This is a genomic window from Acaryochloris marina MBIC11017 (genome assembly GCF_000018105.1).
Taxonomy (GTDB): Bacteria; Cyanobacteriota; Cyanobacteriia; order Thermosynechococcales; family Thermosynechococcaceae; genus Acaryochloris; species Acaryochloris marina.
Genome location: NC_009925.1, coordinates 970,969 through 985,568, shown reverse-complemented (window position 1 = coordinate 985,568; position 14,600 = coordinate 970,969). Strand labels below are relative to the sequence as shown.

Here is a 14,600-nt window from a genome sequence, read left to right as displayed (position 1 = left end):
ACTAAAAGGTTGAAATAAAGAAAGACTAGGGCGATAACTTCTTCCTTCTGACCCAGTTAAGTTCAGCTAAATACTCCTTGCTTTGATAAAGTGCTGATTGTACCTACCTAACTTAAATTTTATTCCTGTAAATATTTTAGATAATATATCACACTAGAACTCCGACATCTCTCGCAAAATATTGAAATATTGCGAAATATTTTAGGACCCAATCATCATGATTCTAGGGAAGAATAACCAACTAAACAGGCAAACCCTACATATGCACCAATTGGATGAGAAGCTTTCAATCCCAAGACAAATTAGGCTACAAAATTTGTGATAAGAAAAGTTTGGTTCGCTCCTCTTGAGGATTTTGAAAAAATTGCTCTGGAGCAGCCTCTTCTACAACTGTGCCTTGGTCCATCAGCAGAATACGGTTTGCTACTTCTCTGGCGAACCCGACTTCATGGGTAACAACGACCATAGTCATGCCCGATTTAGCTAACGAACGCATGACCACTAGCACTTCTTTCACCATCTCAGGATCAAGAGCAGAGGTGGGTTCATCAAACAACATAATCTTGGGCTGCATGGCGAGTGCCCTTGCGATCGCAACCCGTTGCTGCTGTCCGCCCGACAATTGTCCCGGATATTTCTGGGCTTGCTCCAAAATATCAACTTGTTCGAGGAGCTGCATCGCTACTTCTTCTGCCTTGGCGCGGGGCCAACGCCTTACCCAGATGGGTGCCAAGGTGATATTTTGCAACACTGTTAAATGGGGAAATAAATTAAATTGCTGAAACACCATCCCCACTTCTCGGCGAATCGATTCAATATTGCCAAGATCCTGGGATAGGGCCATGCCATCAATCACAATCTGCCCCTGTTGATAATCTTCTAAGGCATTAAGGGTACGGATAAATGTAGATTTGCCTGACCCTGACGGCCCCATTAGTACGACGACTTCTTGGCGTTCCACTGTTAGATTCACGCCCTGCAGGACGTGGAAGGAGTCGTACCACTTGTGAACATCTGTGGCCACAATAATTGGGTTCGTTTCAGTCATTACAGTTCATTTACAGGTTGGGACACAGCAAGCTTCACTTCACACCGAGTTGATGTTCTAAACGCCGACTCCCCAAAGACATCAGATAACAGAATAACCAGTACAGCAAACCAATAAACAAATACACTTCTCCATGCCGACCAATAAATCGGGGTTGGGATAGAACAGATCGAGAAACCCCCGTCAGTTCCACGAGACCAATAATTGATAGTAGTGAAGTGTCTTTGAACAATCCGATAAACTGACCTACTATCGCGGGAATCACCGATCGCAGGGCTTGAGGTAACACCACTAATCCTAAAACCAACATGGGATTTAGCCCCAATGCCTTTGCAGCTTCAAATTGACCTTGGGGGATAGACTGTAATCCTCCACGCACATTTTCGGCCAGATAAGCCGCGCTAAAGAGTGTGAGGCCACAAATTGCCCGAAAGACGGCATCTAGCTGCACTTGGCTCGGCAATATCAATGGCAACATCACCCCAGCGACAAAAAGAACACCAATCAAGGGCAACCCTCGAATGACCTCAATGTAGAGAACGCTCAGGGTCCGAATGACGGGCAAGGGACTGCGCCGTCCTAAGGCCAACAACACCCCCAGGGGAAAGGACAGGGCAATACTCACGACCGCCGCTACCACCGTCAATAAGAACCCTTGCCAAACATTAGTACCGATGGTGCTGATTCCCAACCCTCCCATTAATAGCCACAAGATGATAAATGCGGTCAGGAACCAGACAGCGGGCAAACCTCTGCTGAGCAAGCGAGGAGACAGGTGAGTTTTTAACCACGGTCCCCCTAGCAGATTGAGTACTGCAACACTTCCTATCGCTGCAACCCACACAAGTTCTGGACCTTGCCCGCCAACTAGAGGGACAATGCCTAAACTAATTGCCGTCAAAAGGCCCATACTGATGGGTAAAATACGGTTCCATTGAACGACTCCAATGGTCAAACTCGTGACGGCAGAAACCAGCACTAAAATTAGCCATACTCGCCAAATTTGGTCGATGGGAAAACGGCCTACAAAGAACAAGCGCAAGTTCGCTTGCAAAACCGTCCATTGGGCCTGACTAAACATCCATCGAAATAGACCTCGTCCCCCTAGATAAATAATCCAGAGGCTAATCACTGTCAGCAAACCGTTGTACCAGGTGCTGAAGAGGTTGCGGCGCAGCCAGATCAATAGGGAGGATGTTGAAAGGGGAGTCGGAGATTTCGGCGGCATTAGACTTATTTCCCTATCGCTCAACCAATTGAATACTGCGGTTGTAGAGATTCATCAGAATTGAAATGAGTAAACTCATCGTCAAATAGATCGCCATTAATAGCAGGACGATTTCAACTGAGCGTCCAGTATCTTCTAAGGAGGCAGAGGCTACATAGTAGATATCGGGGTAACCGACTGCGACGGCCAGGCTAGAATTTTTTGCCAAGTTCAAATATTGACTGGTGAGTGGCGGCACAATCACCCTTAAGGCTTGAGGGAAGACTACAAATCGCATGACGAGTGTTGGCTTTAGCCCCAAAGCGCGGGCTGCTTCCGACTGGCCGATGGAAACAGAGCGAATTCCCGCTCGGACAATTTCGGCAATAAAGGCTGCCGTATATAAGGTGAGGCCCAGGAGTAACGCGGAAAATTCGGACGTTAACTGTAGGCCACCGGTCACCACCCGTTGGTCTACGTGGGGGAGGCTTACATCAAACGGAAGACGCTGGGTGATCAGTGCGGCTCCTCCCCCTATGCCAACCAGCAATAGCAATGACCATAACCCGGCAAAGGTAATGCGGCCTTGCTCAATTTGCAGCCGAATAAGGTAACGCCACAGTAAACAAGCACACACACTGCCGATGGCTAAAGCCAATATCCATGGCAGGGTAGCGGGATTCCCTTTTAGCCACGGGAACGCCACCCCATTTTTGCTGAGAATAATCGGCCCTGGGAGCTGGATGCGATTCTCGAAGGTCGGTAACTTCAGAAAAACCGCCAGATACCAGAACAGCAGCTGTAATAGCAACGGAAAATTCCGCAAGGTCTCGACATAGAATGTTGCCAGTTTACGCACCAGCCAGTTATCCGATAGGCGAGCCATCCCAACGCCAATACCAACAACGGTTGCCAAGACAATTCCCAGAACCACCACCCGCAAGGTATTGAGCAGGGCTACCCCAAAGGCCCGGGCAATATTATCGGTGGGTGAATACTCGATCAGGGTTTCACCGATACTGGGACCAGACTTGGCGAATAAAAAATCAAATCCAAAAGGAAGACGCAGGCGCTGTAAGTTTTGAACTAGATTGGCACCAAAGTAAACAACAGCCAACCCAATCAGGAGAAGAACTAATCCTTGGATCAACCCGTTCCGAATTCGGGGTTGTCGCCATTTGGGTCCCAGGTGCAGCTTGGGCATGAAGGTTTCCAGCAATTCGTATGATGACTCTACCAGACACAAGGGAGGATAGCAGGCATAATTTTCACCCTACGTTTTAGGAGGGATGGGAAAACGTGCTTTTACCCAGGCTTGTGCTTGATCTCGGTCCTTGAGTTCACCGTCTAAGGTAGCAGCCCCAAGGGCTGCCAACATCGATTTAAATTCTCGCCCCGGTCGATACCCTAACTGAATCAAGTCTTTACCTGTCAGTAATGGTTTGCGGCTCGACCAATCCGATAGGTACTGCCACACCCACTTGCGAATCCTGACATTGCTATAGATGCCGACTAAAATCAATCCGGAAATGTTGTGGGACTTTAAAAAATCTGTGAGTTGGCTAGGGGAGGCTTGCTCCGGTTGCTTTTCAAGTTCTTGCAATACCCCATCCAGATTTTGAAGTCTCTGTTGAGTGGAGTCTGATAAATGTAAGTTAGCGGCCACTACACAGCGCTCTGTAGGGGGTAAAGCAGTCAGCAATACTTCTAAAATCAACAACCAAACAGGCACCTCTAAGCGAGCGGGTTCAAATGTGTTGTACCAACAGATGGCCAGTCGCACCCGTTGCCACCAGTGTTGATTGATTTGGAGCTGAGGATGGATACACTGCAATGCCTCTAAGTCAGCCAGTAAATTGAGCGCTCTTGCCCAATGAGATGTTTTGAAAATGTACTTAAGTTCGTTTTTGAGGCGGGATTGCAAGGCTGGCGCTTTATCCTTTTCTGCCTGGACTTGTGTATAGATACCACTTGCGATCGCATGGCGAATATAGGCCTCGGTCTGTTCTCCAATCTCAAACTCCAGTCGAGTTGCAAACCGTACGGCTCGAAAAATTCGAGTCGGATCTTCAATAAAGCTGTTGGGATGCAGAACTCGGATTTGGCGATCCTGCAGATCCACTACGCCTCCGAAGAAATCTAGTAACTCGCCACTGGGATGGGATTGAAACCCCTGACGTGTTAATCGAACGGCCAAAGCATTGATGGTAAAGTCTCGCCGATAGAGGTCTTGACGAATGGAGCTTGCTTCTACCTCTGGATTGGCGGCAGGATAAGGGTAAAACTCACTGCGCGCTGTCGCAATATCCACCGAAAATCCAGCTAACTCGGATCCAGAGGGCCAAATCAGAGCCGCGGTTTGGAACTGGCCATAAACCTGCAATTGGGTCTCAGGATAGTCTGACTGTAAGGTTTGGGCGAGAGAAACCCCTGCCGCTTTTGCAGTGGTTTCAACGCCATCCACAACGAGATCAAACTCTTTCACCCTAAAGGGCTGGTTTGGGCCTGAGAGCAGCAAATCCCGTACCGCTCCCCCCACTAAATACAGCTGCCAGCCTTGAGCTGCTGCCGCATCTGCCGCCGTCGATAACAGGGTTTGCAATGTGGGAGACAGTTGCGATCGCAGTTGTTCCTGAATGGATGTGCGCACTACTTGTTGATGGGTCGGGAGTACTGGATGCTTCAGTTGATGTAGCTGGCGCAGGATATCCGTACGGGTTACGATCCCCACCAATTGCCCCTGTTCCACCACTGGCAACCGGCCAATATCGTAGGTCACCATCATCAATTCAATCTCAGGCAGAGAGGTCCCCAAACTAATCGTGCGAACTGGGGCCGTCATATAACCTTTAACTGGAGCATGTCCAAAGCCATGATGGAGGGCAATATCGAGATCACGCCGAGATAAAATCCCTACCAACTGATCTTGGTCATTCACCACTGACAGCCCAGAATGGCCATAGCGCAACAAAATTCGCCGGGCTTGATCAATGGTGGTCGTGGGGCGAATGGTTCGGACGGGGGAAGACATTAAGTCTGCCGCCATAGGCGGTAAGGGCATCTGCTCCAGCAGCGTTGCCACTAAGTCCTCCATTACCCTTTGGGGCGTTTCTGTTTTTAACGTCACTGCAGCTGCCCGGGCATGTCCCCCACCTCCTAGGGGCTGCAATAGTCCATTCAGGTCAACTCCTTCAACCCGAGAACGACCTATCACACTTAGTTTCTGGGTTTCAGCCTTGCTATAGACATGCCCCAGCAAAAAACTGTCACTCTCATGCAGAAGCATCAGTTGTGAGGTCAGGCTGGCCAAACCAGGCACATAACGTTCTGTCTTCAACATCACCCAGGACAAAGAATTTCCATGTCTAGACTGGGTTTGTGTTAATTCCAAGGCTTGGGTCAGCAAATCCTGTAAATCTGAGGAAAAAACGGGTTCGGTGTACTCTGCAATCGCCCGTTGATTGGCCCCTTGAGTCATTAACCAAGTCAAAGCAGCCGCATCTCGCACGGTCGAACTTGGGTAAGTGAGAGATCCGGTATCCACATGAATTCCCAAAGCCATCACCGTTGCCACGGTCACAGGCATCTGCAGGTGTTTTCGCTGCAACTCTTCCACGACTAGGGTGGTGGCTGCGCCCACTGCTTCCAGTATCAACTGATCGGCTTCAATATTCCCGGTTGTGGATAGATGGTGATCGTAAATTTTGACTTGGACTTGAGGAAGATCAAGCCAATTTGCTGCGGGTCCTAAAAGCTGGCGCCGTTGTGCATCGACGATCGTAATTGAGCGAAGCTGTTCAGCATTAATCGCCCGATGCTCAATTAGAGGAAATTGATCCCTGTAGAGCCCTAGAAACTCCCGAACCGTTGGATGGGCTCCCCCACACAGGACAATTCGAGTTCCCGGATATAAATGAGTGATACCGACAGCGGCTCCTAAGGTGTCAAAGTCTGCTGTGCGATGACATAAAACGATATCCATCCAGCCTATTTACATCCCAACGCCTACGGCTCCATCGACTTCAGTCAAGTAAATCTCCTCTTTTAGGGTATGATTATCTGGCGTAGGCACTCTCAAATGCCTAGTTAATTTGCTTATATTTAAACTTCTTTCAGGACTGGATTGGGAGAGAATCATGTCAGTATTGTTTCAACTTTTAATTGCTGCTTTCGTTGCCTTATCTTTTGCAATGATAATTGGCGTGCCTGTAGTTTTCTCTACAGGTGATGCATCGGACGACGCCAATAAACTCATTTGGGGTGGCGCTGCTGCATGGGTTGTTTTACTATTCGTAGCTGCATTAGCCTCTATTGTTGTTATCTAGATTCCTTCCCAAACCGTGAACCTTGAGTATTCTATGTTTCGTGCATCAAGCTCAAGTGTTTTAGGAATCGCTCGTATATTCTTATCTGTGTCTCTAAATTGATAAAGGTAAAGGCAAACTGGAATGGCTGTCTTTGAAGGCAAATTTACGCATTCGGCATCCTTCCGGTTTGCTATTGTTATTGGGCGTTTCAATGATCTAGTGACCAGCAAGCTGCTAGCAGGTTGCCAAGACTGTCTACAGCGTCATGGCGTTGATACCCATGAGACCGGAAGTCAGGTTGACTATATCTGGGTACCAGGAGGTTTTGAGATCCCCCTAGTGGCTCGACAGCTAGCTTTATCTCATGGTTACGATGCCATCATTTGCCTGGGTGCAGTTATCCGCGGTCAAACCCCTCATTTTGACTATGTTGCCGGTGAAGTTTCGAAAGGAATAGCGGCTACTAGTTTGCAAACGGGTGTTCCACTTATCTTTGGCATTTTGACTGTTGATAGTATGCAACAAGCCCTGGAGCGGGCAGGCATAAAAAGCAACAAAGGCTGGGACTTTGCCATGAATGCCTTGGAAATGGCTAGCCTAATGCACCAGCTCCGTCCACAGCTTGCTGTAGCGGATGCGAGCAATCAAAATCTAGGTGAAGCTGCCGTATTGCCTCCAAGTGTAAGTAGCGCCCAAATTCCTAACGCTTTAAAGTCGGAATCCAATAATTCCTAATTTATTGACAGACTCGGCTACATTTGAGAAGCTAGATAGGCAGAAGATTTATTTGCGGGTATAGCTCAGTGGTAGAGCGTCACCTTGCCAAGGTGAATGTCGCGCGTTCGAATCGCGTTACCCGCTTTCTTTAAGTTCATTCCCCTCCCATAGACTTCAGGTAAAATGGGGAAATCTTCGTCAACTATTTTCCCATTTTCGGCTTTCATGGCCAAAGTGTGGAAACATGGATTTCGCTACTCTCCCCAAAGCTAGAGCAATGATCCAGGATCATCGGTGTCTCCATACTTTGGGCTAGATCATCTGAAGGGATTTGTTAATTCGTGCCTTCCACGAAAGTCAACAAAATAGACGTAAGTAGTCCTTATCCATGTCCCTGTCGACGGCATGGGCACCTTAGCCCCATTATTCTTACAGAGGCCCTAGGGTGTGAGCAATGTCATCGGATTTTTGTTGTGAAACCTGATGGGTATACGATTGAACAGTGCTCAGACTACCCCCATCAAAGTTGGTATTGGACAGGGCGTCGATGGCAACCCTCTCGATCCAGAAAACCCCTATTTTATTTTCGGTTATTTCTATTCTGGCTCCTGGTCATGGGCATAATTGTATTAGTCTTATTCCCATCGCTCCTGCCTTGGGCTCTAAGGCGGGAGTTTCGCCTCGGCCTTGCTGTATTCATGGCAGTCCCCACTCTCCAACTCGGTTCATATCTTTATCGACGTTAATGGATGTATTTTGCCTATGGATGCTTCTCAAAGATTTGACCTGAACACAACAGTGCATCAGGCTCACATTGCCTCGCAGAAACTAGCACTCCTGCCCCATCCAAAACGTAATGAATTGCTGCGTTGTTTGGCTCAAATCTTGCAAGATCGCCAAGATGATTTGTTAGAAGCAAACACCATAGATTTAGAAGTCAGCCGTGATCTAGCGATTCCTTCCTTAGTTCTGAACTGGCTAAAGCTCGCTCCAGAACGTCTGCAAACCTTGGGGCTAATGTTGAACCATTTGGCGACAACAACTGACCCGTTGGCGATGATAGCCTTTCCCCAGTCCACTTTTATGGTGGCTCCAGGCTATGCCAAGTTACAACCCCGGGGAGTTATTGCCTTTATTTATGAGGCGTTTCCAGACTTAGCGCTGTTACTTGCCGGCATGTGCTGGAAAACGGGTAATGCGTTACTGCTGAAGGGAGGAGCTGAAACGAAGCATTCTAATCAGGTTGTTATCGAGTTGCTTCATGCTGCCCTGGCCGCCGCTGATTTGCCCTTAACTTGTGTGCAATGCATCCCTTGCGATCGCAACATTTCAATCTCCGATCTGGTTGCCCGAGACCTACCTATCGATCTTGTTGTTCCCTATGGTCGCCCCAGCTTGGTTCAACAGGTTGTGCAGCAATCCACCGTCCCCACGCTTCAGTCTGCGATGGGCAATTGCTATCTTTTTTGGTCTGACTCGGGCAGTACAGACCTAACCCGATCCATGATTATCAATAGTCATCAAGGTAGTCCAGATGCGGTCAATGCCATTGAAAAAGTCTTGCTAACCCCCAACATTAAGCAGTCTCGACTCACGCTCCTATGGAGTACCCTCAAGGAAAAAGGATTCGAATTACGAGGAGATGCCACCCTAGCAGCTGAGTTTCCAGAGTTAATTCTGGCAACCAAGGAAGAGTGGCAGCAGCCTTATCTACAAAAAATTGTGGCTTTTCGCGTCGTGGATGATTTAGCCGATGCCCTTAACTGGATTAACCGCCACAGTAGTCATCATGCCGATTGTTTAGTCACGGATTCTTATCAAGACAGTCAACAATTTATCCAAGGTGTTCGTAGTTCTCAAGTGTTTATCAACACCAGCCCCCAATTTTTGCGACAGTCCAGCGGGCCTGGAGGGTCTCTGGCGATAGGCATGAGTTCAGCCAAAAGCCTTTCTCCTGGGGTGATTAGCCTTGAAACCTTAATGACTTCCAAACAAATTATTCAAACCTCATAACGGCTCCTTGAGCAAGGATCTGTTAACCAAAGGTTGAACCATTCCATCCCCACATCATGCCCTTTGCGTCCGCAAACTCAATATAGATTCGCTGCTTTGGGACCCCTAAAGCGGTTTCGAGCTCTTGGCAAAACGCCTGGCTCATGGCTTTTGTCTGAGGACTACTCATCGTGCCTACACTTTTAATTTCCACGTAGCAAACAGGTTCAGTCGTTCCGGCAAATGTCATTGGCGTTTCTGCCTCAAAAGCTGTCATCACATAGGACTCTGGCTTACCTAAATGTTGGGCGAGCTGAGCAGAGAGTTGCTTTAATAAGGCTTCCACAACAGGCTGTTCAGGAGCATTGATCGAAGATTGCACTTTAATGAGAGGCATAATAGTCGGCTAGCATGTAACGATAGTTTTATTAAATCAAGAGTGGACGTCCCCAGCTACCCTGAACATCAACAATGGATGGAAAAAGCGATTGCTTTAGCGACTCAAGCAGGTGCTGCAGGAGAGGTGCCGGTAGGTGCAGTGATTATTGGCCCTGATGGAGACTGCATTGCTGAAGGAGAAAACAGACGAGAACGCGATCACGACCCGACTGCTCATGCAGAAATTGTAGCTCTCAGAGCTGCTAGCCAAGTTATACAGTCTTGGCGACTCCATGAATGTCGTCTCTACGTCACCCTCGAACCCTGTCCCATGTGTGCAGGGGCAATTATCCAAGCTCGTCTTGGTCTGTTGGTCTATGGCGCCCATGATCCGAAAACTGGAGCGATTCGAACCGTCCTCAATCTACCGGGTAGCCCTTGCTCCTTCCATAAACTCCCCGTCATTGCAGGCGTCCTTGAGCCCACCTGTCGTCAGCAACTACAAGAGTGGTTTGCCCGCAGGCGACTACAGCAAAAAACTCAGCCCTCATCCTCTTGAGACCAATTCCTACCTTGGATTGATCTGCTATAAACGCTCTTGAATAGAACGAATCAAGTGATTGACGTCTTTAATTTGGTTTAATTCAACGGTATCTATAAAAATATCGATGTGACCTTGGTCTTCTTTCAAAATAATGGGATAAGAATACGCCTTTTTCGACTCGCCCAAACTTGGCTCGTTCAACTTTTGCTCATACTCATCCTTATGCAGAAACTCCATGGAGATTGGAAAGGATTCTCTAAAGGCTTTCCATGCTGTTCGTTCTGCAAAGGTATCGTGGGTCAACATACATAAATTGCAGCTGTAAGTATCCGGTGACAACACCTTATGGGCAATGTCCAGCGCAGTATTAATCAAGCCAGCATCGGCATTATAGATAAATATTAATTTAGCCATTCTTTGAGACAGTCGTACCGTCTAAAAACTGCTCTATTGCTTTATCCCGAAGATGGCAGCAGTCTGTGGTATCAGACTCATGGGTAGGAACATTCGGAGAAGACTGTCTTAACCGTTCTACTTCCTGTTCTAGACTTTCAATTCGATCGACTAAATAGCGAATAGCTTGAGCTTCAGAGTCTGGTAGGCGAGCGTGATCCAATGGATCTACTTTTGCTCCTCCCCGATAAACAATGCGCCCCGGAACACCAACAATCGTACAGTCTGAGGGGACATCTCGTAAGACAACAGAACCAGCGCCGACCCGCACATTGCTGCCTAATAGGATATTGCCCAGAACTTTAGCACCAGCACCAATCACAACGTTTTCCCCGACGGTGGGGTGTCGTTTCCCCGTTTCTTTCCCTGTTCCCCCTAACGTTACTCCCTGATAGATCAGGCTAAAATCACCGACAATTGCAGTTTCTCCAATCACAATCCCCATGCCATGATCAATAAACACACCTTTCCCCAAGGTGGCACCAGGATGAATTTCAATCCCTGTGAAAAAGCGGGAGACATGGGAGATGAGCCGAGGAAAGAAGGGTAAACCTAAGACAAATAGCCAATGGGCAAAGCGGTGTAACAATATAGCCTGCAAGCCCGGGTAACAGACCAACACTTCCAACCAGTTCCGAGCAGCAGGGTCTCGATCGAAAATAATCTGAAAATCAGTTTTAAGTGTCTTCAGCACGGGGTCGGCCTTTGAAGGTAAGACAGGACCTTTTTATCCTAGCGTCTTTATGAAGGACAAAGATCGGCAATCCGAACATTGACGGTGGAGGAATAACAGGGGCTGGTTACGCTCAACATTGCTGACTCCCCTTAAATATTTGAAGGCTTATCGGTAACCTTAAGGGACCCATCTGCTGCTTTCATAGATGTCCTACGTCATACTGATGGAAGAAAAGCTCGGCTTTATTCCAATTGCTTTCTCAGTATTCTAAAAATTATGAGCATCAGCCCCAGTCCCTAAAGTTCCAATCCTCTTCCCAAAATGTCTTTGAACCCCCTCCATCAGCAAAGATATCGTTCTGCCTTCGCGATGATCCTGTTTGTCTGTACTGGCATACCGTTCGGTTGCTCTCACAGTTATGCGAAGCCCCATGCACCCATTAGGGTTGACTGGAATCAATCCACTGGCTCTGCTCGTAATGTTTATAGCTTAAATCTTTGGTCTGCTACTGATCCTACTGTAGGAGCGAATCTCAAATTTGGTGAACAATTAGGTCAGATCCGCCCCTCCATCTGCCGACTTCATGCAGCTGAAATGCTCAAAGTGGGTCATGCAAAAGCGTGGATTGATAACAAGGGGGCCTGGGACATTGGCAAAATTGATGCCATTTTGGAGAATATTGCTCCTCACTGTGAGGACATTATGATCTCCATTCCCAGTTGGTCCCCCACGCTATATCAAGGCTCTCAACTTCCTCCCGAAAAGCACCGTGCGTTTGCGCAATGGTGTGCTCAGCTTGTCCGCTTAGTCTCCTCAGAGGCTGTTTGAGAAGTTTTAGTGCTCCTGCGCTAGCCTTCGAACCATGAGTCGAATCATCGCCACATAAACAAGCGCTTCAGCCGTCCTAGTCAGCACCTCATAATCTTTATTAAGACGTCGAGACCACAACAACCATCCAAACGTCCGCTCTACAATCCATCGTTTGGGAATAACCTGAAACCCCGCTAGATTATCTGAGCGTTTGACTACTTCCAAGACATATTGAAAACGGTCCATTACCCACTTCATCAAAGCTTGTCCTTGATAGCCTGCATCAGCCCATATCCGAACTAGACGGGACAAACTCGCACCTTGGCGTTGAGCTTTCCAAAACAGTATTTTGGCCCCTCGTTGGTCAGAGATATTTGCAGCGGTGACCATCACCATCAGAACCAGCCCCAAAGTATCAACGAGCACATGACGTTTACGACCTTTGACCATTTTCCCACCATCAAACCCAATCAAGTGACACCGAGGATTGCCGACTTTGACCGATTGAGCATCGCAGATAGCGGCACTGGGACTGGGATGACGGTCTTCACTCACCCGCACTTGCATGCGTAGATGTTCATTGATTTGACTCCAAGTCCCATCATCGCGCCACCTTCGAAAATAGCTATAGACCGTTGACCAACAGGGAAAATCATGAGGTAGTTGTCTCCACTGACAACCTGTAACCACGAGATAAAAAATGGCATTGAGAACACTGAGCATATCAGTGGTGCGAGGTCTACCTCCAGGTTTAGCAGCAGGAATCAAAGGCTCAAGTAATTCCCATTGCAGGGTGGTGAGGTCGCTATCATATGCTGTAGGCATTGCTCTCTAGGTCCTGTCCAGTGTTTGTGTATTGACAGATTAGTACCTTGAGAGCTTTACTCACTTCTCAAACAGCCTCTCAAGGCACCCAGTTCGGTATTTTGAAATACTCAACGAAAAGGATCCCGAATACAATGGCAATTCTCAAGAACTGGCTGGGTTAGCAAAACAGACTGCCCATGCAATGAGGCGAGCTAATCCAGCTATTCGTATTGTTGTTGGTGCTTGGACCCACCCCTATGACAAAAGGGATATTCAAGCATTTTTAGAGGCTTCCAAAACAAGTGATATTCAGGCTTTCTCCTATCATCAATATGGTACACACCAACCTTCCGGCGATCCCTTCAAGCTATACAAAACTGCCAAAATAATTGGTCAACGACCGAAAGCGATTCGCCAGTGGATGAACCAAAAAGGCTTACACGATGCTGAACTGTTCCTAGGGGAGACCCATATGTTCACAACCTGGGATAGGGACAAACAACGATTGATGCGTACCCATCATGGGGCTGTATTTCTAGCCCTAGTTTTTCAGCAGGCTGCGCAGCACAACGATATTGATGGTATTTTCCCTTGGAATGATGCCGACAATACCTATGGACTTTTCAATCACAAAGATGGAGTCTATTCCTTACGCTCAGCAGGATATGTGCTCAAGCTGCTGAGACAATATTTTAGTCATGGTCAACGGATTCGTGTCTCGACGCCTAGAGGAATTGATGCCTTTGCTGTCAGAACTCCAAGCTCCCATAGCCTGATGATCATCAATAGTCACACCTATCCCAGCAAAATCACTCGTCTAGATATGAAGGGGTGGCAGTCGCCCCAACAAAACTATCAACTTTACACGATTGACTCAGATGGAATACGGGTGAGCCAACAGACTTGGGACCAGCAGCAATCCCAGACCCTACATTTACCGAATGACTCCGTCTCTTTTTTAATTTTTTCGGGTGAGAACAGTCCGAACATCGATGAGAGATCGACATGAGGCCAGGCAAACAAGCTTAATCCAACCATGAGTCCCGTAAGGGAGGGAATTGTCCTCGATGCTTGCGAGCCTGCATGGCTTTTTCTAGCAGAACCAGCAGCCCGGGCGCCTCTTGTTCGATCGTCAGAAGGAGACGTTCACCCAGAGCGACATCCCCTGGATCAACTCCCGTTTCCATCACTTCGCGCAAACGGGGCATTGCCCAGCTATCTACCATTTCTACTAAACCACTGAAACAGCGATCAAACTGTCGCTCGGTCATAATGGCGTCTTCCAAGGGAAATTCAATAATGGCTCGAATTTCACCATCAGAGGCATCATATTCCCACTGCAACATCTTAGTTTCCCAAGAGATCACTAACATGGTTTGCAAAATGGCGGCCTTATGGGGGTGATTTTGGACACCCGTGAGAACTTCAGGCACGAAGAGTTTAAAGAACTCTCCCTCTTCATCGAGCTGAATCACGATCAAAAAGTCTTCAACATGTTCAGCTTCGACTTGAGTGATAATCCGTGCCTTCTCGGGCTGAATCTCGTAGATCAGACCTTGTTTATCTAAGTACCCAGAAATTTGCTCTAACGTAGCGCCCATACGGGCATCCTCTTCTTAAGTTATGGTAGGCGTTTGTCCCAAGTCCAGTGTGACAGGTTT

At 47.8% G+C, this 14,600-nt stretch carries 15 protein-coding genes and 1 tRNA gene; 7 read left to right on the top strand and 9 right to left on the bottom strand.

Going from position 1 to position 14,600, the window contains the following annotated elements:
* Positions 1-307: 307 nt before the first annotated feature.
* The 4 genes from AM1_RS04515 to AM1_RS04500 all read right to left on the bottom strand — a co-directional run bounded on the left by AM1_RS04515 (position 308) and on the right by AM1_RS04500 (position 6,237).
* Entirely contained in the window at positions 308-1,048 is a 741-nt protein-coding gene (locus tag AM1_RS04515) for an amino acid ABC transporter ATP-binding protein (protein WP_012161614.1), read from the bottom strand.
* Positions 1,049-1,082: 34 nt separating this feature from the next.
* Positions 1,083-2,276 (bottom strand): amino acid ABC transporter permease, encoded by a 1,194-nt coding sequence (locus AM1_RS04510; protein WP_012161613.1) that lies wholly within the window; start codon positions 2,274-2,276, stop codon positions 1,083-1,085.
* Positions 2,277-2,289: 13 nt separating this feature from the next.
* Positions 2,290-3,459, bottom strand: a complete 1,170-nt coding sequence (locus tag AM1_RS04505; RefSeq protein ID WP_012161612.1) for an amino acid ABC transporter permease — start codon at positions 3,457-3,459, stop codon at positions 2,290-2,292.
* A gap of 69 nt (positions 3,460-3,528) precedes the next feature.
* Entirely contained in the window at positions 3,529-6,237 is a 2,709-nt protein-coding gene (locus tag AM1_RS04500; RefSeq protein WP_012161611.1) for a CBS domain-containing protein, read from the bottom strand.
* 154 nt (positions 6,238-6,391) lie between these two features.
* Here AM1_RS04500 and psbZ point away from each other — a divergent pair, with 154 nt between their 5' ends.
* The 4 genes from psbZ (at position 6,392) to AM1_RS04480 (ending at position 9,292) form a co-directional block, all read left to right on the top strand.
* Positions 6,392-6,580 (top strand): photosystem II reaction center protein PsbZ, encoded by a 189-nt coding sequence (psbZ, locus tag AM1_RS04495; protein WP_010481323.1) that lies wholly within the window; start codon positions 6,392-6,394, stop codon positions 6,578-6,580.
* 123 nt (positions 6,581-6,703) lie between these two features.
* Positions 6,704-7,297, top strand: a complete 594-nt coding sequence (gene ribH / locus AM1_RS04490; protein ID WP_012161609.1) for a 6,7-dimethyl-8-ribityllumazine synthase — start codon at positions 6,704-6,706, stop codon at positions 7,295-7,297.
* Positions 7,298-7,351: 54 nt separating this feature from the next.
* Positions 7,352-7,423, top strand: a tRNA-Gly gene (locus tag AM1_RS04485).
* 618 nt (positions 7,424-8,041) lie between these two features.
* Positions 8,042-9,292 carry an aldehyde dehydrogenase family protein gene (locus AM1_RS04480; protein ID WP_012161607.1) on the top strand — a complete coding sequence of 417 codons (1,251 nt, stop codon included), beginning with the start codon at positions 8,042-8,044 and terminating at the stop codon, positions 9,290-9,292.
* Positions 9,293-9,314: 22 nt separating this feature from the next.
* Here the strand turns inward: AM1_RS04480 and AM1_RS04475 are convergent, their stop codons facing one another.
* Entirely contained in the window at positions 9,315-9,668 is a 354-nt protein-coding gene (locus AM1_RS04475) for a phenylpyruvate tautomerase MIF-related protein (RefSeq protein ID WP_012161606.1), read from the bottom strand.
* A gap of 42 nt (positions 9,669-9,710) precedes the next feature.
* Between AM1_RS04475 and tadA the strand changes: the two genes are divergently transcribed.
* Complete coding sequence (gene tadA, locus AM1_RS04470) at positions 9,711-10,208, top strand: tRNA adenosine(34) deaminase TadA (RefSeq protein WP_012161605.1); 498 nt, start codon at positions 9,711-9,713, stop codon at positions 10,206-10,208.
* Between the two features lie 27 nt (positions 10,209-10,235).
* On the opposite strand, the gene AM1_RS04465 is transcribed toward tadA, so the two are convergent.
* Positions 10,236-10,607, bottom strand: a complete 372-nt coding sequence (locus AM1_RS04465; RefSeq protein WP_012161604.1) for a hypothetical protein — start codon at positions 10,605-10,607, stop codon at positions 10,236-10,238.
* A complete protein-coding gene (cysE, locus tag AM1_RS04460) occupies positions 10,600-11,340 on the bottom strand; it encodes a serine O-acetyltransferase (RefSeq protein WP_012161603.1) in 741 nt (246 codons plus the stop codon). The genes AM1_RS04465 and cysE overlap by 8 nt, the downstream gene beginning before the upstream one ends.
* A 303-nt stretch (positions 11,341-11,643) precedes the next feature.
* Between cysE and AM1_RS04455 the strand changes: the two genes are divergently transcribed.
* Positions 11,644-12,150 (top strand): hypothetical protein, encoded by a 507-nt coding sequence (locus AM1_RS04455; protein ID WP_041659083.1) that lies wholly within the window; start codon positions 11,644-11,646, stop codon positions 12,148-12,150.
* A gap of 6 nt (positions 12,151-12,156) precedes the next feature.
* Here the strand turns inward: AM1_RS04455 and AM1_RS04450 are convergent, their stop codons facing one another.
* Positions 12,157-12,957, bottom strand: coding sequence for an IS5 family transposase (locus AM1_RS04450; protein ID WP_012161398.1), 801 nt, complete (start codon positions 12,955-12,957; stop codon positions 12,157-12,159).
* A 184-nt stretch (positions 12,958-13,141) separates the two neighbouring features.
* On the opposite strand from AM1_RS04450, the gene AM1_RS04445 reads away from it, so the two are divergent.
* Positions 13,142-13,948: a hypothetical protein gene (locus AM1_RS04445; RefSeq protein ID WP_012161600.1), complete on the top strand. Its 807-nt coding sequence runs from the start codon at positions 13,142-13,144 to the stop codon at positions 13,946-13,948.
* Positions 13,949-13,964: 16 nt separating this feature from the next.
* Here AM1_RS04445 and AM1_RS04440 read toward each other — a convergent pair whose 3' ends face one another.
* Positions 13,965-14,540 (bottom strand): hypothetical protein, encoded by a 576-nt coding sequence (locus AM1_RS04440; RefSeq protein WP_010479755.1) that lies wholly within the window; start codon positions 14,538-14,540, stop codon positions 13,965-13,967.
* Positions 14,541-14,600: the final 60 nt, after the last annotated feature.

Bases quoted from the DNA above. Each gene is read 5' to 3' on its own strand.
- AM1_RS04515 (WP_012161614.1), bottom strand. From the start codon at position 1,048: ATGACTGAAACGAACCCAATTATTGTGGCCACAGATGTTCACAAGTGG.
- ribH (WP_012161609.1), top strand. From the start codon at position 6,704: ATGGCTGTCTTTGAAGGCAAATTTACGCATTCGGCATCCTTCCGGTTT.
- AM1_RS04480 (WP_012161607.1), top strand. From the start codon at position 8,042: ATGGATGCTTCTCAAAGATTTGACCTGAACACAACAGTGCATCAGGCT.
- AM1_RS04505 (WP_012161612.1), bottom strand. From the start codon at position 3,459: ATGCCCAAGCTGCACCTGGGACCCAAATGGCGACAACCCCGAATTCGG.
- psbZ (WP_010481323.1), top strand. From the start codon at position 6,392: ATGTCAGTATTGTTTCAACTTTTAATTGCTGCTTTCGTTGCCTTATCT.
- AM1_RS04475 (WP_012161606.1), bottom strand. From the start codon at position 9,668: ATGCCTCTCATTAAAGTGCAATCTTCGATCAATGCTCCTGAACAGCCT.
- AM1_RS04440 (WP_010479755.1), bottom strand. From the start codon at position 14,540: ATGGGCGCTACGTTAGAGCAAATTTCTGGGTACTTAGATAAACAAGGT.
- AM1_RS04455 (WP_041659083.1), top strand. From the start codon at position 11,644: ATGTCTTTGAACCCCCTCCATCAGCAAAGATATCGTTCTGCCTTCGCG.
- AM1_RS04500 (WP_012161611.1), bottom strand. From the start codon at position 6,237: ATGGATATCGTTTTATGTCATCGCACAGCAGACTTTGACACCTTAGGA.
- AM1_RS04510 (WP_012161613.1), bottom strand. From the start codon at position 2,276: ATGCCGCCGAAATCTCCGACTCCCCTTTCAACATCCTCCCTATTGATC.
- AM1_RS04445 (WP_012161600.1), top strand. From the start codon at position 13,142: ATGAGGCGAGCTAATCCAGCTATTCGTATTGTTGTTGGTGCTTGGACC.
- AM1_RS04465 (WP_012161604.1), bottom strand. From the start codon at position 10,607: ATGGCTAAATTAATATTTATCTATAATGCCGATGCTGGCTTGATTAAT.
- AM1_RS04450 (WP_012161398.1), bottom strand. From the start codon at position 12,957: ATGCCTACAGCATATGATAGCGACCTCACCACCCTGCAATGGGAATTA.